Origin of the sequence: Mesorhizobium sp. ORS 3428, assembly GCF_001854785.1 — a bacterium.
Taxonomy (GTDB): domain Bacteria; phylum Pseudomonadota; class Alphaproteobacteria; order Rhizobiales; family Rhizobiaceae; genus Mesorhizobium.
On sequence record NZ_MDFL01000153.1, the window covers coordinates 13,591 to 33,280 of the forward strand.

Genomic DNA, 19,690 nt, shown 5'->3' on the forward strand with positions numbered 1-19,690 from the left:
TCAGCAACTCCGCTCGGATCTCTGCCAGTTGAGCGCAACGGCATTCTCAAAGGCAGTGCAAAGCGTCAGTCGCGAGGGCAGGGCGGCTGCGTCGCGACAAGGAAAATCGGATCGGTAGTGCGAGCCGCGGCTCTCCTCGCGCCGAAATGCCGCGATCGCGATCAACAACGCCACCAAAGCCGGGTCGGCCGCGGCTGTCTCGCCGACCGCGATCGGCAGAAGGGTGGTGATCGCCTCGCCAAGCGCTTTGCCATTGCGAAAGATGCCGAGCGCATTCGAGACAAGTTGGCGGACAGGTGAAGGGTCGGGTCGCACAGACACGGTTGCGGGAAGCCTGGGCCACTGCCAGCCGGCGGTGGTGCCGGCCACGCTTGCCGCCACCCAGGCCGCTGTTGTAACGGCTTCGGCCAGCGAGTTGCTGGCGAGTCGGTTAGCGCCGTGCAGTCCCGTGTGAGCCACTTCGCCGCACGCCCACAGGCCCGAGACGGAACTGCGCCCGTCGGCGTCGACGGCCACGCCGCCCATGTGGTAGTGCGCCGCCGGACGCACGGGGATAGGCTTGGCGGCCGGATCAATGCCGGCCTGCTTGCAAGCAGCGTCGATTGACGGGAAACGTTGCGCGAATTTGCGGCCCAAGGATTGCCGGGCATCCAAATACACACGCCGCCCGGCGGCGAGCTGATCAGCGATCGCCCGTGCAACCACGTCACGCGATGCAAATTCAGCGCCAGGGGTCGCGGCAAGGAAGCGGTGACCATGTTCGTCGACCAGCACGGCGCCTTCGCCCCGCACGGCTTCGCTTATCAGCGGCATTGGCCTGCGCTCCGTGTCGAGCGCCGTCGGATGGAATTGCACAAATTCGAGGTCGGCGAGCTCTGCGCCGGCACAGGCGGCCAGCGCCAGCCCGTGGCCAAACGAAGAAAGCGGGTTGGTCGTGTCGCAAAACAGGCCACCAATGCCGCCGGTCGCCAACACCACGCGGCGGGTGGGCAAGGCGAAGACGCCGCTGTCAAGCACAGCCAGCACGCCAACGGTGCAGCCCTCGGCGACCGCCAGGCGGAGGGCTGTTATACCTTCCATGATTGTAATCGAACGGGTGCGCCGCGCCACGGCAAGCAGCGCATGAAACAACTGATGGCCTGTGGCGTCAGCGGCATGAACAATCCGGCGCCGTGAATGGGCTGCCTCCAGCCCGAGCCGCAGTTTTCCATCCAAAGCGCGGTCGAAGGGTGCACCAAGACGAATGAGGTTCACGACAGCTTCAGGCACAGCCTCGACCACTCGCCTGGCCATTTGTTCGTCGCAAAGCCCATCGCCGGCGGCAAGCGTATCGCCAAGGTGCAGGTCAGGRCTGTCGTCCTCGCCCAAGCTTGCCGCAAGCCCACCCTGCGCGAGTGTGCTCGAGGCATCTGTTCCAAGTGGAGTCCTGGAGAGGAGGACTACTGGTTGTGGCGCCAGATGCAGTGCCGTCATCAGTCCGGCGAGGCCAGCGCCGATGATGACCGGCGCCCCGCCAATGTCATGGACGTGCGTCGTCATACGAAGAGCATGCGTTCGACGGCCCAGCGGGCGCGCTCGGCGACACGCGGATCGATCGTGACGATATGACGGTTCTCCTCGAGCGCGCTGCGGATATTGGCGAGTGTGATGCGCTTCATGTGCGGGCAAAGGTTGCAAGGACGCACGAAATCCACGTCCGGATGCTCGACCGCGACATTGTCGCTCATCGAGCACTCCGTCATCAGCACGACGCGTGCCGGTTTATGCTGCCCGACGTAGTCGGACATCGCTGCCGTCGAGCCGGCGAAATCCGCTTCCGCAACGACCTCCGGCGGGCACTCGGGATGGGCGAGCACGGTCACGCCCGGATGCGCCTCCCGAAGCTCGCGTATGTCGACGGCTGTGAAGCGCTCGTGGACTTCGCAGCGGCCTTTCCAGGCAATGATCTCGACCTTTGTCTGCGCTGCGATGTTTTTTGCCAGATATTCGTCGGGCAGCATGATGACGCGTGGCGCGTTGAGCGACTTCACCACCGCAAGCGCATTGCCCGAGGTGCAGCAGATGTCGGACTCGGCTTTCACGGCGGCAGAGGTGTTGACGTAGGTGATCACCGGGACGCCAGGGTAGCGATGGYGCATCAACCGCACGTCCTCAGCGGTGATCGACTCAGCCAGCGAACAGCYGGCGCCAAGGTCCGGAATGAGCACGGTCTTGTCGGGATTGAGGAGCTTTGCGGTCTCGGCCATGAAATGCACGCCTGCGACGACGATCACGTCCGCGTCGACCATCATTGCCTTGCGGGCAAGCGCCAGACTGTCGCCGACTATGTCGGCAACACAGTGGAAGATTTCTGGCGTCTGATAGTTGTGCGCGAGGATGACGGCATTGCGCTCACGCTTCAGCGCCACGATAGCGTCGATGTCATCGGCAAAGGCCGGCCACTCGATCGGCGGGATCACCCGCCGGACGCGCTGATACAGGGACGCGGCCGTAGGTACAGCACCAATCATCAGCGCCTCCGATTTTTRCCTCGACAACGAGGGTGTATAAGCGGGGCGGGCCACCAAGGAGCGCGAAGATTGTGCAGGGGGCGCAGTAATACTGCAAAATTTGGAATCTTTCGTTCCAGTTGGGCACGCCTAACGCCTCGGCACCAACTCCTGGAGCCTCTGCTGTCTTACGACGCCTTCGAATGGGCTGAACAGGAATGTACTCTTCGCGAAAAAGCAGGCTGCGCGCGGACGCCGCGTGTGCAAAAACTGGTCAGGCAGATGCGTTGCCCCCGGTTTGTTGGGCGACAAACGCGGCATGGCAGAAGACTTGTGGGCTGCTTCCGCAGTTTGGAGGGTTAGGCGCCTCATTCCAGATCTGGAAGCCTCCTTAGTCAACTTGAATTTCGGACACACATCTTGAGGAAGGCTGTCCTTGAGACCACGCCATTCTAGGCCGGTAGACCAATAGCGCGGGGTCGCATCGTCGCGATCATCTCAGGATACGCCGTAGGCCTTCTTGAGTCTTGAACAGTGCTGGAAGAAAGTGGGTGATAAGTTCTTCAGGTTGAGTTTGGACGGCTGCAACGCCGGTGCTTAGTGCAGCGACAATCCGGCCACKGGCGTTGTATACCGGCACAGCAATTRCCCGCAGTCCAATTTCCAATTCCTGATCAACGAGCGAATAGCCATCTATTCGTACCTTGGCGATGCAACCCATGATTTCTTCCGCATCGGTGATGCTTCGTGCTGTGCGAGGGCTAAGATCAGACGCTTGAAGCCGAGCCCGAGCCTCGCCTTCCGGTAACGCTGCGAGCAGTACCCGCCCCATAGCTGTGCAATGAGCGGGAAGRCGCGAGCCGGGCATCATTCCGATCGACATAACCCGGCGCTGTGTTGTGTGTGCAAYATACACAATCTCAGTGTCGTCGAGCACGCAGACAGAGACGGATTGATCGATTTGGATGGAAAGCTGATCAAGCCAGGGCTGTACCAACCGAACAAGCGGCATCGCAGCTAACGCCCCTGTTCCAAGGCGCAAAATCCGAGGCGTAAGCGCGAAGAACTTTCCGTCGAAATCAGCGTAGCCGAGCTGGTGTAGTGTCAGGAGACATCGGCGCGCCGTGGCGCGGTCCAGCCCCGTCATCTCGGCAACGTCGGTTATGGTGAGCTGAGGATATTCGTCGCGGAATGCTTCGATTACCTTCAGACCCTTACCAAGGGATGCAATGAAGTCGGTCCTGTTTACCATCCGCACAGTAGGTTACGCGATTTGAACAAATGTCAATATGCGCACAAAAACGCTTCGCGGTGCAGTAATTCAGCGCTAAGACTCGTCTCGAAACACAGGAAGGAGTCGACGGTACCGACCTGGGGCAGGGCATCTTCAGTGATGTCTTCGCCTGCGTTACGAGGCCTATGCTCGCTTGTGGGTGGCGGTGTGTCGGCAGCTGGTCGGCCACGCCTGCGCAATGAAGATTAAGAGTGGGAGACATTCGTCTTGCAAATCGACCGCATTGATGGCCGTATATTAGCGGCCCTGCAAATAGACAATCGGCTGACATCCGACCAACTGAGCGAGATTGCGCACCTCTCGCCCACAGCCGTACAGCGGCGCCTAAAGCGACTGCGCTCTGGAGGTGTGATTGTGGGCGACGTCTCTATTGTATCGCCTAAAGCGGTAGGTCGCCCGATCACAACGCTCGTCTCGGTAACATTGGAGCGCGAGTGCGTCCAAATTATTGACCGCTTCAAGCGCTCAATCCGGACCACGCCCGAGATCATGACTGGCTATTATGTGACTGGAGAAACGGACTTCGTGCTTGTGATCACCTCTAAGAGCATGGACGACTATGAGGAGTTCACGCGGCGCTTCTTCCTCGAAAACCCGGATATCAAGTGCTTTAAGACCATGGTGATAATGGACCGCGTCAAGAATGGTTTTTCGGTTCCTATCGAAGTCGCCGATTTYGAAGCCGCCTGRAGAACGGGTCACGCTGCAATCCGTTATTTGGCCGTGCACGGCTTGGCTCCCACGTGCCGCTCGCGCCCAGTCGATTTGGAAGTGCGCAAGTGGAGGACGGCGGCCTCACGCCTCGAGGGGGCACGATCTCCACTCGTTGAGGCAATCGGCATGAACTCAATGACCGCACCTAAGTGGCTTCTTTGCTTTGTCTGACGGAACCGCCGACATCGCGCAGAGCTGGGCTGAGGTACGAATAGGCGAGCAAGCCTGCAAGCATAACGGACGCCAAAAGAAACGGACTGGCAGCGTGCATCTTGTAGAGGACCACCGCTAACGGAGCGAACAGTACGTTCACGCCGTTAACCGTCCCGATAGCTCCGGCCGCCCGGGCTTGGTCTCTCATCGATACGGAAAGCGAGGCGCCCGCTGTGAAGCCGGGCCGAGCCAAGGCGAATCCCAGACTAGAGAGGGCGAAGCCGGCGGTGGCCGTGATGTAGTCTGCCGAGAGGGYGACCAGGACGTTGCCGAGTGCAGCCAGTCCTGCGCCCCATCGCAAAAGGGATCTAGGCCTCATGCGGAACATGGGGATAAAAGCCCAGAACGCAACTAGGCTCGCCGCCGCCCCACCGACCATCGCGACTTCGATATGGCCTTGCGCGAGCTGCAGCAGAGCTGGCGGTTGAAGCGCAGGCCACGCCTCATGTGTCTTATCGATTATCAGGAAGCCAAGTGTTTGTGCCTGCGCGTTCTGGCAGGCCAATAGCAAGAAGCCATAAGCAATAAAGGGAGAGAGATTAGGAGTACGCCACAGCGGCGTATGGACCCTATCGTCAATCCGGGCCAGCGGCGTCAGCGACGAGATCGGAGCCTCATCTAGGAAGCGCGCGGCGATTAGAAGCATCGCCGTCGCGATTAGGCCAAACGCATACAGCGGTCCTGCGAACCCAACGACGCCGACGATGAAAAGCGGCGCGATCACCGGACCAATTACCGTGCCAAGGCTGAACGCCCCGGCGAGATTCGATATCCACCGCGTGCGGTCCGCCGAAGAGGTGCGCTCGGCCACATAGGCTTGGACGGCCGGGCTGGTGGCGGCGCCAAAGAGGCCAAAAATTGCCCGAGAGACTAAGAAAAGTCCGAAGATAACTATGGGCGCTGCGAGCTGGGCGAGACCGGCGCTTACCACAAGTCCACATAGCGTCATCGAAACGGCAAATCCAGCGAGGCCGATTATCATAAGCGGCTTCCGGCCCCGCCGATCTGATTGACGAGCCCAAAAAGGCGAAGACACTGCCCACAAGAGAGAGGAAAGCGAGAAGATGGCAGCCACCATCGGGTCGGCAATGCCCATCGAGCGGCCGATTGAGGGTAGCACGGACTGCAACCCCGTATTACCCATCGCTGTGGCCATAGAAAGGGAGAAGATGATGGCGAATGCGCGGCCAGAAAGCCTAGGGGGCATGTGACGTTCTTGCTAAGGGAATCGACGGCTGGTTTTACCCCAGTCCTACCTATTGTCGTGAACGAACGCGGGTGGTCGCAGAAGCTCGGCGCTTTGACCGGAAATTGAGCCMAAAGCATGCAACAGGCGCCAATGGCTGCATCTGGCACTTGGTGTCAGATCCTTGGACTGAGTCTGATTGTTGCCCAATGCAATGACCGCCGGGATCTGCCCCAACTAGTTTAGCAACCCATCGGCCTATCCCGGTGGACGGATGAAAACACGCTAAGACGTTGCTTATCAGGTCCGATATCGAGGCATCCGGGAGCTCGCCCGCGGCCTTTTTCGCCAACTCAAAATCGGGGGCTGTCATCGGGATCTCCTTGAATGGGTAGGTCGCCAGGAGGGGATGAAGAGGCTGGGCGGTGCTCCCGCGCCATCAAGACATCAGAGCCACACTATGAGATCCGGCCCCTAAAGAATAAGGCCGCCGTCGATGATGACCGTCTGTCCGGTGATCATAGGCGCGCCAAAACCCAGGTATGCTATGGTTTCTGCAATGTCTTCGGGCGTGCAGCGACGTCGCAAAGGTGTGCGGTCAATCGAAGCCCTGCGCTGCTCTTCGGTCCATTCAATCTGCCAGCTGCTGTCTACCGCTCCCGGCGCGACCGCATTCACGCGAATCTCGGGAGCTAGCGAAACCGCCAAGTGGCGGGTCAAGGTTACGACTCCTGCCTTGCTGGCAGCATATGCCATGCTGGATCCGCGCGCGGATAGCGCTGATACGGACGCAAGATTCACCACCGCGCCTCCACTTTGACGGAGATAAGGCGCCGCCGCCCTCGTCAGTCGGAACAAACCAACCAGATTGACATCGAGTACGGCTGTCCACATGTYGTCGCTGATTGCTTCGAGATCAGCGGGGTTGAGCGCCCGGCGCCCCCCCGGCGTTCCCGCATTGTTGACAAGCAGGTCCAACCTGCCGAGCGCTCCTGCAGCTTGCTCTGCAAGCGCATTTTCGTGCTGGTCGCCAATCGAATGTGCAAGTGATTCCACATGGCATCCTTCACGGCGCAGCCGCTCCGCCTGATCCGGTCCTAGCGGATCCCCCGGCAAATGATTTAACACCACTCGGCACCCGGACCGAGCCAGCCGTTCGACAGTAGCAAGGCCTATGCCGGACGCTCCGCCCGTCACAAGGGCACATTTGCCCTCCAAGGAGTAATTGATCACCGCGTGTCGCATTTGGCCGCTTACCCCTTTTTCACGGTTTCCAGCCGACGGGCGCGCGCGGCTCGATATCCGTGATGACATCCAAAACCACCGGGCTTGTTCCAAGGAATGCCTTGTTTAGCGCCGGTCTGAGGTCTTCTGAACGCTCTATTCTGTGCCCCTCGACACCGAACTGCCGAGCGAGTTCAGCGAAATCGAGCGGCCCAAAAAGACCCAGCTCTTCGGGCGTCCCAGGAGTATCGCCCTGGATGTTGCGGATGTTCTGGATACTTTGGCCAAAACCGCTGTTGTTGTTCACGACAACAACGAGTGGTATGTTGTAGCGCTTCGCCGTTTCGAGTTCGGGCAGGTGATAGTAAAGTCCTCCGTCGCCGGAAAAACAAACGACGCGACGACGAGGGTCCGCACACTGCGCGCCAAGGGCGGCTGGGAAAGCCCAGCCAAGCGAGCCTGCTGCGCGAAGATAGGTCTGCCCAGTGCCGTTAAGTTCGATCCCTGTGCAGGTCCAGATCGACGAAAAACCGGTATCTGCAACAACAATGCCAGTTTCTGGAAGCGTGTCGGTAATCGCGGCACAGATCGCCTCGACCGGGATAGGGCCGCCGGCAGAAGCGGYGCGGGTATTGAACGCCTGCCGCCATTGCGCAACAAGATCTGCGGCCCGCCTGGCATAACGCTCATCCCGAGGCTCGCTCCCCGCGACCAGATCCACTAGCCGCGCCAAGGTGTGCTTCGGATCGCCGCATATTCCTATGGTGTCGGGATAGCTGCGTCCGATTTCCACAGGGTCGGCATCTAGCTGTACGATCTGCGTCTTCAGGCCTGGCACGCGCCAGTCAAGTGTCACCTGATCTCCGGTGCGACAGCCGATGTAGAAAACCACATCTGCCTCGGAAACTATCTGATTTGCCGGGGGAGCTGAGTAGTTGCCCACGGTTCCGATTGAAAGCGGATGACGAGTCGGAATAATGCCTCGCGCGCCCAGCGACGTCGCCACCGGCGCTAGAAAAAGCTCCGCGATACGCAGAATTTCCGGGCCCRCACCAGATTGCATTGCCCCGGTTCCAGCGACGATTGCCAGGCGAGCGGACCCTTTGAGTCTTCCAAGCGCGGCAAGGATTTCGCCTTCTTCAGCCAGTGGACGATGTATCGGCAACTGGCGCTCCGGGATTCCTGCGGCGATCTCGGCGGAAAGCTCTCCCTTCTCGAGGATTTCGCCCGTGTGGCCGGCAACGTCGAGATGAACAGGGCCCGGCGTTCCAGTGAGCGCGGTTCTCCAGGCTTGAGCTAGAAGCCGCGGCAGTTCGGGGGCATCATTTACATCCATACTCGCCTTGGTGACCGCCTCGAAGAGGGGTGGATGTGAAACCTCCTGATATGAGTTGCGATGCTGATAATTGAGCGCTTTGCGCCCGGTGAAAGCGATTACCGGAGCCTGCGCAAGAAAGGCATCCTRCATGCCTGCAGCCAGGTTGGCTGCCCCCACTGATTGTGAGAAACAGATTCCTGGCCGCCCTCGAATTCTGGCGTATCCATCTGCCATGTAGGCTGCCGCCTTCTCACTGTGCACTAAGACACGGCGGATTCCTTCATGTTCCATCTCGACCAGCGAACGGCGAAGTATAGCATCAATAAAGAAGACGTGGTCGATGCCGCGTGCTGAGAGCGATTTTGCAAGCCAGCTTGCCCCTGTCATGTAGTTTGTCTGACCCGTATTCCCCATTGGAACCTCTCCACTGCGCATCGGGCGCCGACGTCTCGTCRCGAGCACCACTGCRTCGATCTCAAGTGCAAGCAGCATAACGTGCACCCACGCCGAATTTCTCCTTTCTCAACTGGTAACAAGCCGAAATCCGCGTTGTACCGGCCAAAACAGGGGAGGAAGCCTGCGCCGGTTTGTGGTTGCATCAACTAGTTTCCGTTTCTGTATCGAGCGCCTCAGATTCTGAGGACGAGATGCGGGACGCCAAAGGGTGGACCATTGGCGAAGCATGCTGTRGCAGAACCGCATTGCATTGATGTTGTTGTTTCAAGCGTGCGCCGGCCGAGTGATGCTTAAACGTAGTCTAACTACCAGCCGGCCGTTCAGTGGGCTGGCATTGCCAGGTGTTACGAAAGTCGCGTCGCGTAGTGCTTGTCACAGGGCAGGGAACTTGGTAAATTCTATAAGTAAGTGCGAATTTAGGCGCGAATTAATGCTTTTACGCAGGAATTAAGCGTGGAAATAGACAATATTGATGCGCAGATATTGACGGCGCTGCAGAGGGATAACCGGCTTACATCTGATCAACTCAGTGAGGCCGTGAATCTGTCGCCGACTGCAGTGCAAAGGCGCGTTAAGCGGCTGYGTTCTGCCGGGGTGATCGTTGCTGATGTCTCGATCGTGTCGCCCAAAGCGGTTGGTCGGCCGATCTCAATGATCGTTTCGATATCGCTAGAGCGCGAGCGTAGCGACATCGTTGATCGTTTCAGACAGGCAATTCGTGCAGCCCCCGAGATTATGAGCGGTTATTATGTGACCGGCGAAGCGGACTTCATTCTGGTCATCACCGCGAAGGACATGGATGATTATGAAGAATTCACTCGCCGTTTCTTTTACCAAAATCCGGACATAAGAGGGTTCAAGACCCTCGTGGTGATGGATCGTGTCAAGAGCAGTTTCGTCCTTCCAATAGTGGCGACTGTTGGTAGCGAGGACTAAAGATCTCCGGTCTGCTTCTTCCCAGAACAGAATATCCGAACTGCTCGGGTGTTCGAAGTTGATGATGCTCAAGGCTTAGTATCCGATTGGGCGGCGCGAGCTRCCCGCTCTGATGGCACCAGGACCGCTAACGCCGCTGCCTCGTGTGTCAGATGCGACCTGACAAAACGACATCGGCGGCAAAGATCAAATCCGGCAATGCAGCCCAGATTGGTGAGAGACYGTCACGGAGCAGGTTGCGCCGTCGGTTCTTTACGGCTTTCACCGATACTATTGGGAAACAGCGGCAATTGTCATTCGGCAAAGGGTCGTGATGTCGTAGACAGGCAAATTGGTAGTCCGTCGGACTGCCGACGCGACCAATGGAAAAGCAGTGCATTCGAGAAGAATAGCTGCGATTTCGGGATTGYGGGCTCGAAGGCCCCGGAAACACTCGATCACCTCCGCCTCAATAACCGAGACAGCAGTTTGCTCAGGCGGCCGTTTCATTTCGTTTTGCCACATCAGTCCGCCCTCGAMGCCCCCAATGACGATCCGCGATCGCTGTTCGGGATCCTCGACGCCAAGCAGATCCTCCGTTAACCGTGTGGAGTCCGCAGTGAGGACTGCTATCTTGGCGTTCCCAGGCAGTTGTCGAAGCAAAGCCGGCAGCAGAAGCAGACTCGAGGTTATCACGGGAACATTCACTGAGGCGGAAACTGCTGCCTGATGCCGAACAGAAAAGCCGCAATTAGCGGTTATTACCGCAGCGCCTCGCTCGGCTAGCCTTCTGGCAGCGGCAACGAAGGCCGCCTCGAGTTGAGAATCGCCCCGGATGACAACTTCTGCCCAGGCGCCGGGAACGGTTTCTAAAACTACCGGCATGTTGTAGGAGGCCGGGTTCAAGATAGAGCTCGGACGCGGCGGCGGGCGAGTGGCGCCGGGTGCCAACCCGCATTCAAGGTCAAGGATGCCAAGAAATGGCTGGGTATTGTTTTCCATGAGACGAACCTGCAATGTGCCTAACGCACGATCGACTATACTGACTTGCGCTTCTGCATTCGGCAGCCACGACGTGATCGCCRCATTGCCGGAGTGATTGTGGCCGAACGACACTTACCACGTCCCGGGGCACTTCGGTGCCAACTGCCAACCTTGCGGCGGTAGAAGTGAGAAGTTCGATTACCAAGGGATCGTCCTGCCTTGGTAGTCCTGGAAGCACCCGCTGGTCGCCGGCGTAAGCTCCGCTATCCTGGAGATCAGTCCGCGTGCACTGTCTTCTGCGGAGATTGAGGCGGGAGACGCGGCCCCTCTTGCCCCCGTCATGTCCGTTCGGACAAACCCGGGATTAAGCAGGCCAACCAGAATGCCGTCGTTYGCCCAGTCCCGAGAAAGCGCACGCATCCCGCTGTTTAGAGCTGCCTTCGACGCGCGGTATGCATATCTCTCGCGCGCGTTGGTTGTGTGCGGCCAATCGATGCTGACAGATCCGAAATCGCTACTGATGGCCACCAATTTTTTTTGTCGCCCGCGCAAAAGATTGTCTCGAAATGCCTGAGCGATGAGAACTGGCGCCAACGCATTGATGCGTAGCGTGTTGATCCAACCCTCCGGGTCTATGCGCTCGGGGGTCTGGTCCTTAGGTGTCCCATTGATGCCCGCATTGTTGATCAGGATATCGATGGGTTGATCACCTAGCGCGTGCTTTAGCGACGCAATCGACCGTTCGTCGCTCACGTCGAGTGGCATGGCTCTTACTCGGGTGCCAGACGCCGCCACGAGATCCTTTAGCGCCTCAGCACCTTCCGGATCACGGCAGCAGCCGATGACTTCGGCTCCACTAGCCGCGTACTGCCGCGCCAAAGCAAGGCCGAGCCCTCGATTGGCACCCRTAATCAATACTGTCGTCATCTATCGACATCCCGAGATTGTTGCGTCATGTAGGACGTCGAGCCCTGCGCCCTAGGCTGAGCTGCAGTTGCATCCCAAGCAAATAGTAACAATCGAGGCCACACGTTGGGGCGGCGAACTAATGCGCTGGGGCGCGTAAATTCTGCGCGCAGATAGATATGCGCGCCGGTTGTCGGCTCAAGTCGGCGCGAAGCGGGCATCGCGCCAAGCCGAACCTCGCGAGGTCATTGAGGCGATCCCAATAGGTGGAATGGTTCGGTTGCTATGCCTTGTGGTGGAATCCTGCGGCAATGTGCCGTGCGCACTTCATTTTAGGACAGTTTCCGGAAAACGTTCGCGATACTCGGCCTCAAGACGCGGTAAGCTCGTTCGTCAGAACAGCCGATGGAGAGATTTTGTCGATGAGCAGATCGAGTAACAGTGTGCTTTCAAATGATGAGTGCGCTGCCGTCATCGAGCTGCGGCATGCTATGCATTGTGAACCTGAACTTTCCAATGCTGAATGGAAGACCCAGGAGCGCATCCGTGGCATCCTCGAGCAGTTTGGTCTGAATGCACCTGCTGTATTCCACAACACTGGGCTCTATATCGACATCGAAGGGGGCAAGGCCTCCGGGGTGCGCCGGTCGATAGCCGTGCGGGGCGACATTGATGCTTTGCCGATCCATRAGACTCGTGAAGACCTCCCCTACAAGTCCCGGGTCAGCGGGGTGATGCATGCCTGTGGACACGACGTGCATGCCTCCATCGCGCTCGGCACTGCACTTGCTCTTCATAGAATGCGGGACAACTTCGCTGGCAAAGTGCGCGTCTTCTTCCAGCCGGCCGAGGAGTCGGAGCCGCTCGGTGGACGAACTGTGCAAAACGAAAAGCTATTGGCCGGTTTCGAGCAGGCTGTGGGTTTCCACGTCACTCCCGAGATACCCGCAGGCATGTTTGGTGCGCGGGAAGGCGCGGTAGGCAAGTCTGCGGACCAGTTCAAGCTCACAATTACCGGGAAAATGGCGCACGGCGCCTCGCCCCACAAAGGTATAGACGCGATTGCTATCGCTGCCGCTTTCGTCAACGAGGTGCAGAAAGTGGTGTCCCGCGAAATGCCGGCCGACGATGGAGCGGTCATTACCATTGGCACCATCCGCGGTGGTGAAGCGACCAACATCATTTGCCCTTCGGTGGAGATGCAGGGAACGATCAGAACTCGAAGCCCGGAGCGCCGTGAACAACTATGCCAACGTGTGCGCGAAGTCGCCGAAGGCGTGGCCACAGTCCACCGCGGTCACGCTGAATGCAGCATTCGTACCGGAGAACCCCCCGTTGTGAACGADGCCGAAATGGTAAAGCGGTTCCGGCAAATCGTCTGTGACACGGCCGGCAGCGAGGGTCTTTACAATGGAAGGAAGGAGACCTCAGGGAGCGATGACTTCGGCTTCTATGCTGCCTGCGTACCTTCGATTTATTTCTGGATAGGCAGCCGCGAGCCACAAAACCAGTCACATTTGCATACGCCGACATTCGGAGTTTCGGATGGCGTCGTCATTCCTGCTGCCCAGCTGACTGTTAGATACATCTTGGATCTGCTGAGCAGCGCTGCCTGAACGAATCCGCAGCTCGAGAAGCTCCTGCCCCCAGAGGCTAACTTAGACTCCGAAGGAAACGATGAGCGTTCTCGAGAACGAACCAATCCTCGATCCAGGTCGGCCGATAATCGATCCACACCATCACTTGTGGRATTGGCGCAGGTGCGTACCGCGGACGCCAGTTTCGCAATATTCCTACGACAATGTTTTGCGCCGGACGCCGCGTTATCTGGCTGAGGACCTGCTCGCTGATTTGGACAGCGGTCACAATGTTCGCGCTACGGTGCACGTGGAATGTGGTTCGATGTATCGGCAACAAGGCCCAAGGGAAACTGCGCCGATCGGCGAAACCGAGTTTGTCAACGGCGTCGCCGCTATGGCTGCCAGCGGAGCTTTTGGCGAACGGCAGCTTTGCGCTGGAATTATCGGTTATGCCGATCTCACGGGTCCTCGCTCAGAAAGCGTCCTTGAAGCTCATATGGCCGCGAGYGCCGGAAGATTTCGAGGCATCCGGCAGAGCGCAGCGTACGACGCCGATCCACAGGTGATGGAGCCATCCTGGCAAAAGCCGGCAGGATTGTATCGGGACGATCAGTTCCGTGCCGGATTTCGTCACCTTGGTCCCCTCAATCTCGTCTTCGACGCTTGGCTCTACGAGCCACAGCTTCCAGATCTGATCGACCTCTCACGCGCTTTCCCGGACACGATGGTTTGCCTCGACCATGTCGGCACACCCCTTGGCATCGGCGCCTATCATGGCAAGCGTGAGGACCGCTTCCCTGTTTGGCGCTCTCACATCGAAACGCTGGCCAAATGTCAGAACGTGTATGTCAAGCTCGGCGGCTTGGGTATGCCCTACTCAGCGTTTCCCTCTTTCATGGCCAGGCCAGCTTCATCCTCGGCTCAGCTTGCTGAAGAATGGCGGCCTTATATCGAAGTCTGCATCGAGGCGTTCTCGCCTTCGCGCGCGATGTTTGAAAGCAATTTTCCGGTCGATGTCCTGACATGTAGCTATGCGACGTTGTGGAACGTCTTTAAGCGCTTGGCCGAGYCTTACTCGGAAACTGAAAAGCATGAGCTCTTCTTCGCCACTGCCGCTCGCTTTTACCGGCTTGAGATCGAGTAGGTAGGGATTGGGAGGTCTTCCTGAATTGAGCGGCGCTGGAAAAAGTAGCCTTAGTTCCCGAACCGGGAGATCAACATCGGGAACATGACGGCCGCCCGCTCGCAATCGCAAACTTGGCACTCTCGGAACACCCCGTCGTCTCTCTCCCCGACGACGTAGTGTGATTTGAGCACGCTGCGCGCKCCTGTCTCGGACATTGTAGCGATGCGGACGCGGCATCGCCTGGTCTGTAGTCGATCAWGGATGGCGCCTGAATGACGGCCCGATAGACACGATTTACACCATTCCGCCGAGGCGGGACCAAAACGGTGGAAACCTTCGCACCGAGTTGGATCCGCGCAGTTTTGACCTCAATTCGCAGCCAAAAATGGATTTTCACGCCTTCGTAGTGGGTAGAATGGTGCTTTGTTGGCGCAAATGTAAGCGCATTAACGAGGGGAGGAATGTTTGAAAAAGCACGATGTAACCAGCCGATCTAATCGGGGCCTAAGCCGACGGTCACTTCTTCAGTCAGCCGCTGGCCTATTAAGCGTTCCATTTGTCTCCACCGCTACAAGAGGTTGGGCGAAAGAAAACCTTGCCGGCACTGGCGAAGTAGTAGTCTTCAGCTATGGTGGCACTTTTAGCGAAGCGGCTCGAAAGCATGTCTTCGGTCCGTTCACCAAAGCTACCGGTATAGACGTGGTTGACGTCGTAGCCGATTTTGCCGAACCTCAGGTCAAGGCGATGCATCAAGCTGGGCGGTTCGACTGGGATATAGCGTTCGTCGAGGCCAGCAACTTCCCGGAGATGGYCGAGGCAGGGATGTTTGAGCCGATCGACTACAGTCTTTGGGATCGGGAATCCATCGAAGGAACTCCATCGGGTTCTCGCCTTAAAGACGCGTTCGTGGTCGGCATCACGGCGGAGGTGCTCACCTACGACCAGCGGATATTCGGAGATCGTGCGCCGAAGGGCTGGACTGATTTTTGGGATGTCGGAAAGTTCCCAGGACCGCGTGGACTAATGGGTGGTCTGGGCGTTTATAACCTCCAGTTTGCCCTGCTAGCGGACGGGGTTTCTCCAAAGGATGTCTGGCCACTTGATGATAAGCAGATCGATCGAGCATTGAAGAAGCTCAACGAGATCAAGGCCCAAGTGGTCAAATGGTGGGTAGGCGGCGGAGAGGCGCCGCAATTGCTCCTGCGCGGGGAGTACGCCATGACGGCCGCCCACAACAACCGCGTCATTCAAGCGATCCAAACGGGGGCGCCTTTCAAAATGATCTATGAAGGGTCCTGTCTGGTGCAAACTTTCGGCGCTATCTTGCACGGTGGGCCAAACACCCTGAATGCGCAGAAGTTTGTCGCTTTTTTGAACCGCGCTCAAGTCGCAGCCGAATGGACATTGGGTACGGGTTGGCCTGGAGCCAATACGAACCAGCTAAAACATCTCCCGCCAGATCTGGCGCCCTTGCTCAGTRTAAACCCGCACAATGCTGCTGTGGCGGTAACTCAGGACTGGGAGTGGCTCGCGAAAAGGCGCTCTGACGGAAAAACCAATTCCGACCATCTCGAGGAGCGCTTTCTCGCGTGGAAGACACAATGAGGCCGCGCAACCAGATGCCGGAGGTCAAATTTACCCAGCATGCATGGCAGCCGCACGTTTCTGCCCGTCGACTACGGTCTGTGGGAAGATGAGGCACTAGGCGGCCGGCTGCCTCGACGCTGTCGCACAAAGCCGTGCTGGCGCAGGGCTTCGCGCTGGTCAAGGATGCCGACGGCGCCGTCATCAAGCGGGTCGAAGACGTGGCGCCGGGCGCGGCGCTGCAGCTGGAATTCGCCGACGGCACTGCCGAGGCCATCGCCACCAGCGGCGGCGCGCGGCCGAAGCTAGCCGCGAAGCCGCCCGCCAAAGCCAAGGAGCCGGGCAATCAGGGCTCGTTGTTCTGAGGACCGCATGAGCAGCCACGATCCGCATCTTCGCACGCCTTCCGGCAAGCCGCGCCTGCGCTCCTTCGGCATCGCGCTCGACGGCACGCCAGGCCGTTTCAACGCCATCACCRACGTTCCAGGCGTGTCGGTGGGCTATACGACGCTGATTTCCGGCGACGGTCCGCTGAAAGTCGGCATCGGCCCGGTCCGCACCGGCGTCACCGCGATCCTGCCGAGGCTGGTCCAAGAACTCGCAACGCCGGTCTTCGCCGGCGTGTTCAGCCAGAACGGCAATGGCGAGCTCACGGGCACGCATATCATCGAGGAGACTGGCGCCTTCAACTTTCCGGTCACCATCACCAACACGCATTCCTGCGGCGTCACCCGCGACGCTACCTTACGATGGATGCACAAGGTGCTGCCGGCCGCGCTCGACACGGGCTGGGGCCTGCCGGTGGCGGCCGAAACCTATGACGGCTTCCTCAACGACATCAACGGCCATCATGTCAGCGTCGAGCATGTCGCGGCGGCGCTCGACAATGCTACCGGCGGCGCCATCGAGGAAGGCAGTGTCGGCGGCGGCACCGGGATGATCACCTTCGGCTTCAAGGCCGGATCCGGCACCGCCTCGCGATTGTCGAATGGCAGGACAGGCGCTACACGCTGGGCGTGTTCGTGCAGGCGAATTTCGGCCAGCGGCGCAATTTCACTATTCGTGGCCGGCGTATCGGGCAGGAGCTTGTCGACCCGGCAATCCGCGAGGCGACGGCACGCGCCGAAAAGGGTTCGATCATCGCTGTCGTCGCCACCGACGCGCCGTTCCTGCCGCACCAGATGAAGCGGCTCGCCAGGCGCGTGCCGCTCGGCATCGCCATGACCGGCGGCTATGGCTATCACAGCTCGGGCGACATCTTTCTCGCCTTCTCGACTGYCAATCCGGAGGCCGCGCTGGCTGCGTCAGGTCGGACCGGACATGTCGAGTTCATCCTGAACGTCGACATCGACCCGTTCTTCGATGCGGTCGTGCAAGGTGTGAGGATATGACGGGACGCGACGGCAATTTCGTGCCGGCGCTGCCGAAGGAATGGCTGAAGCAGATGTTCGGCTAAGAGATGCCGCCCACCCGCGCAGGGACGGGCTTTCACTCCGCCGGCTTGTCGGGCCTTGCTTCGCTGGTGCCCTCTTCGGCGGCTTCCTCGAGGCGGGACGCGATCGCTTCCTGGATGTCGCCGACCCCTTCCTGAATGTCCTCAAGCAGAATGCCTGCCTCGGCAGCCTTGGCGTAGCACTCCTTGGCGAGAGACTCGGCCTGCTGGTCGATCTCGATCGGCGAATGYGAGCATTGGACTTTCTCGCCAATCCATCCGCGCAAGAACTCGATCGCATGTTCACTCATACTGCTTCTTCCCTGGCGGYGCCGATCAGCAGCGAAACTGTTTGGCGTGTTAATGCAAATCCAAGCCAGGCTGTATGAAAGGACCGCTGGAGACGCTTTCCCGCTCTAGCCCAGATTCGTCGCGATACGCTGATTTCTTGCAGGTTTTTTTCGCTTCGCGCCGGATATTTGAATTTTGAAGCGTTAACAGGGGCTATAGTGGACTGCCTAGGGATGGAACAGCGAGGAGAGGAACCGTTGAAAAAACAGGGTCCTTACAACATTTTAGATCATGGCCTGAGCCGGCGGACACTCCTACAATCGTCGGCCGCGCTGCTGAGTATCCCGTTCGTTGCCAAGGCTACGAGAGCGTGGGCGCAGGAGAAGCTTRCGGGCAGTGGCGAAGTCGTCGTCTTCAGCTATGGYGGATCGTATACGAAGGCCATTCGCGAACGCGTTTACGACCCTTTCACGAAGGCGACGGGCATCGATGTGATCGACGTTGTCGCGGACATTGCCGAGCCTCAGGTGAGGACGATGACCAGCGCTGGGCGCATCGATTGGGACCTTGTCTTGATCGACGGACAAAACTACCCCAGCCTGCATGAAAGCGGCACGTTTATGCCTATAGATTACGGTCTGTGGGACGAAGAGGCTCTTAAGGGTGTGCCCGATGCTTCCCGTCGTGAAGACGCGGTGGTGGCATTTGGATCGACAACCCTGCTCGCTTACGATGAGCGCAGTTTCCCGAAGGGTGGGCCAAAGAACTGGGCCGACTTCTGGAACGTCGACGGGTTCCCGGGACCACGTGGGCTGAGTTCGGTGGCTAGGCATATGGTGCTGGCACTCGCCGCGGACGGGGTACCCAATTCAGAACGATGGCCGCTGACCGACRCCAAAATCGATAGAGCGCTCAAGAAGCTGGACGAGATCAAGCCTCACGTCGCCAAATGGTGGAAGGCGGGAGGAGAGCCCATCCAATCATTGCTCAACGGCGAATTCGCCATGACGAGTTGCTATGACGGTCGAGCAGTATCAGCCATTCGCCAAGGGGCGCCGATCCRCATGGTCTGGAGTGGTGCAAATCTGGTCTACGTCTATTGGGCGGTGCTCAAAGGTGGGCCCAACAACGAAAATGCACAAAAGTTGGTCGCATTCTTGAACCGGGCCCAAAATGCGGCCGGCTTCACATTGGCCACAAACCTCACGGGGCCAAACGTCAATCAGCTGCAGCATTTGCCCACTGACCTCGTRCCGTTGCTTAGCATCGAACCGGAGAATGCATCCCAGGTTGTCGTCCAGGATGATGCCTGGCTTGGGTCCAAGCGCCCGGACGGTAAGACTAATGCGGAACACGTTCAGGAGCGTTGGCTGGCATGGCGGGCACAGTGATCTCARCCGCTCCTGGCGGTGAGCCAACGGTCTCGCAGGCTTCACCGACCGCTAGGCCTACCAGATGGGCTTGGCTCCTGCTGCCTGGAAGTCTTTTCCTTGCCGTTCTCTTTATTGTTCCGCTGGCCGGGCTGCTTCTACTCTCGTTCGGGATGCCAAGCTGGTCGTTGGAAAATTATCTGCGGATCGGCGACAGTCCTGTTTACTTCATTGTGTTGCGCAACACGCTAGAGATCAGCGTAACGGTAACTGCTCTCGCTTTCGTGCTTGGGTATCCCATTGCCTACGCTCTGACTATGGGCGGGCCTGTGTTGCGTACTTTCCTGCTGATTGCGGTGGTGCTACCGTACTTCACAAGCGTTCTGGCTCGGACCTTCGCGTGGGTCGTTCTGCTTGGACGGAATGGTGTCGTTAATGAGCTCTTCCTACAGCTTGGCTTGACCTCGCAACCGCTTGCGATGCTGTACAACCGGGTCGGCRTTCTCATTGGCATGACCCACATTGTCCTGCCGCTAATGATTCTGCCGATGTTTACGGTTATGWCCGGCATCGACAAAAAACTACTGCGCGCCGCGAGGGCGAACGGT

At 58.8% G+C, this 19,690-nt stretch carries 15 protein-coding genes and 3 pseudogenes; 9 read left to right on the forward strand and 9 right to left on the reverse strand.

The window, feature by feature from the left end; genetic code table 11:
• The 3 genes from ORS3428_RS25735 to ORS3428_RS25745 all read right to left on the reverse strand — a co-directional run bounded on the left by ORS3428_RS25735 (position 1) and on the right by ORS3428_RS25745 (position 3,741).
• On the reverse strand, positions 1–1,539 hold the full coding sequence (locus tag ORS3428_RS25735; protein ID WP_071101101.1) for an L-aspartate oxidase: 1,539 nt from the start codon (positions 1,537–1,539) through the stop codon (positions 1–3).
• Complete coding sequence (gene nadA, locus ORS3428_RS25740) at positions 1,536–2,510, reverse strand: quinolinate synthase NadA (RefSeq protein ID WP_071101115.1); 975 nt, start codon at positions 2,508–2,510, stop codon at positions 1,536–1,538. The genes ORS3428_RS25735 and nadA overlap by 4 nt, the downstream gene beginning before the upstream one ends.
• Before the next feature lie 472 nt (positions 2,511–2,982).
• A complete protein-coding gene (locus tag ORS3428_RS25745) occupies positions 2,983–3,741 on the reverse strand; it encodes an IclR family transcriptional regulator domain-containing protein (protein ID WP_071101102.1) in 759 nt (252 codons plus the stop codon).
• Between the two features lie 249 nt (positions 3,742–3,990).
• Between ORS3428_RS25745 and ORS3428_RS25750 the strand changes: the two are divergent.
• Positions 3,991–4,452, forward strand: a pseudogene (locus ORS3428_RS25750) (Lrp/AsnC family transcriptional regulator); the annotation flags it as partial.
• 190 nt (positions 4,453–4,642) lie between these two features.
• On the opposite strand, the gene ORS3428_RS25755 reads toward ORS3428_RS25750, so the two are convergent.
• The 3 genes from ORS3428_RS25755 to ORS3428_RS25765 form a co-directional block, all read right to left on the reverse strand.
• Positions 4,643–5,917 carry an MFS transporter gene (locus tag ORS3428_RS25755; protein WP_071101104.1) on the reverse strand — a complete coding sequence of 425 codons (1,275 nt, stop codon included), beginning with the start codon at positions 5,915–5,917 and terminating at the stop codon, positions 4,643–4,645.
• Between the two features lie 453 nt (positions 5,918–6,370).
• Positions 6,371–7,210 carry an SDR family NAD(P)-dependent oxidoreductase gene (locus tag ORS3428_RS25760; RefSeq protein ID WP_338011960.1) on the reverse strand — a complete coding sequence of 280 codons (840 nt, stop codon included), beginning with the start codon at positions 7,208–7,210 and terminating at the stop codon, positions 6,371–6,373.
• Positions 7,161–8,852 (reverse strand): thiamine pyrophosphate-binding protein, encoded by a 1,692-nt coding sequence (locus ORS3428_RS25765; protein ID WP_172833732.1) that lies wholly within the window; start codon positions 8,850–8,852, stop codon positions 7,161–7,163. Before ORS3428_RS25765 ends, ORS3428_RS25760 begins: the two co-directional genes overlap by 50 nt.
• A 495-nt stretch (positions 8,853–9,347) precedes the next feature.
• Here ORS3428_RS25765 and ORS3428_RS25770 point away from each other — a divergent pair, with 495 nt between their 5' ends.
• Positions 9,348–9,830 carry an Lrp/AsnC family transcriptional regulator gene (locus ORS3428_RS25770; RefSeq protein WP_071101105.1) on the forward strand — a complete coding sequence of 161 codons (483 nt, stop codon included), beginning with the start codon at positions 9,348–9,350 and terminating at the stop codon, positions 9,828–9,830.
• A 270-nt stretch (positions 9,831–10,100) separates the two neighbouring features.
• On the opposite strand, the gene ORS3428_RS33590 is transcribed toward ORS3428_RS25770, so the two are convergent.
• Together ORS3428_RS33590 and ORS3428_RS25780 are read right to left on the reverse strand one after the other, a co-directional pair.
• Positions 10,101–10,811, reverse strand: coding sequence for a hypothetical protein (locus tag ORS3428_RS33590; RefSeq protein WP_071101106.1), 711 nt, complete (start codon positions 10,809–10,811; stop codon positions 10,101–10,103).
• A gap of 180 nt (positions 10,812–10,991) precedes the next feature.
• Positions 10,992–11,720 carry an SDR family oxidoreductase gene (locus ORS3428_RS25780; protein WP_071101107.1) on the reverse strand — a complete coding sequence of 243 codons (729 nt, stop codon included), beginning with the start codon at positions 11,718–11,720 and terminating at the stop codon, positions 10,992–10,994.
• 245 nt (positions 11,721–11,965) lie between these two features.
• Between ORS3428_RS25780 and ORS3428_RS25785 the strand changes: the two genes are divergently transcribed.
• The 5 genes and pseudogenes from ORS3428_RS25785 to ORS3428_RS25810 all read left to right on the forward strand — a co-directional run bounded on the left by ORS3428_RS25785 (position 11,966) and on the right by ORS3428_RS25810 (position 17,445).
• Positions 11,966–13,315, forward strand: a complete 1,350-nt coding sequence (locus ORS3428_RS25785; RefSeq protein ID WP_244508098.1) for a M20 family metallopeptidase — start codon at positions 11,966–11,968, stop codon at positions 13,313–13,315.
• A gap of 61 nt (positions 13,316–13,376) precedes the next feature.
• Positions 13,377–14,423, forward strand: a complete 1,047-nt coding sequence (locus ORS3428_RS25790) for an amidohydrolase family protein (protein WP_071101109.1) — start codon at positions 13,377–13,379, stop codon at positions 14,421–14,423.
• A gap of 447 nt (positions 14,424–14,870) precedes the next feature.
• Positions 14,871–16,010 carry an ABC transporter substrate-binding protein gene (locus tag ORS3428_RS25800; RefSeq protein ID WP_083355289.1) on the forward strand — a complete coding sequence of 380 codons (1,140 nt, stop codon included), beginning with the start codon at positions 14,871–14,873 and terminating at the stop codon, positions 16,008–16,010.
• Positions 16,011–16,123: 113 nt separating this feature from the next.
• Positions 16,124–16,354 (forward strand): annotated as a pseudogene (locus ORS3428_RS25805) (exodeoxyribonuclease VII large subunit); the annotation flags it as partial.
• Between the two features lie 7 nt (positions 16,355–16,361).
• Positions 16,362–17,445: pseudogene (locus tag ORS3428_RS25810) on the forward strand (DmpA family aminopeptidase).
• Between the two features lie 32 nt (positions 17,446–17,477).
• Here the strand turns inward: ORS3428_RS25810 and ORS3428_RS25815 are convergent.
• Positions 17,478–17,732, reverse strand: a complete 255-nt coding sequence (locus ORS3428_RS25815; protein ID WP_071101113.1) for a DUF768 domain-containing protein — start codon at positions 17,730–17,732, stop codon at positions 17,478–17,480.
• A 237-nt stretch (positions 17,733–17,969) separates the two neighbouring features.
• Here ORS3428_RS25815 and ORS3428_RS25820 point away from each other — a divergent pair, with 237 nt between their 5' ends.
• Positions 17,970–19,103 (forward strand): ABC transporter substrate-binding protein, encoded by a 1,134-nt coding sequence (locus tag ORS3428_RS25820; RefSeq protein WP_157895992.1) that lies wholly within the window; start codon positions 17,970–17,972, stop codon positions 19,101–19,103.
• On the forward strand, positions 19,088–19,690 hold a 603-nt coding region (locus tag ORS3428_RS25825; protein WP_131802953.1), incomplete at its 3' end, for an ABC transporter permease. The genes ORS3428_RS25820 and ORS3428_RS25825, both read left to right, overlap by 16 nt.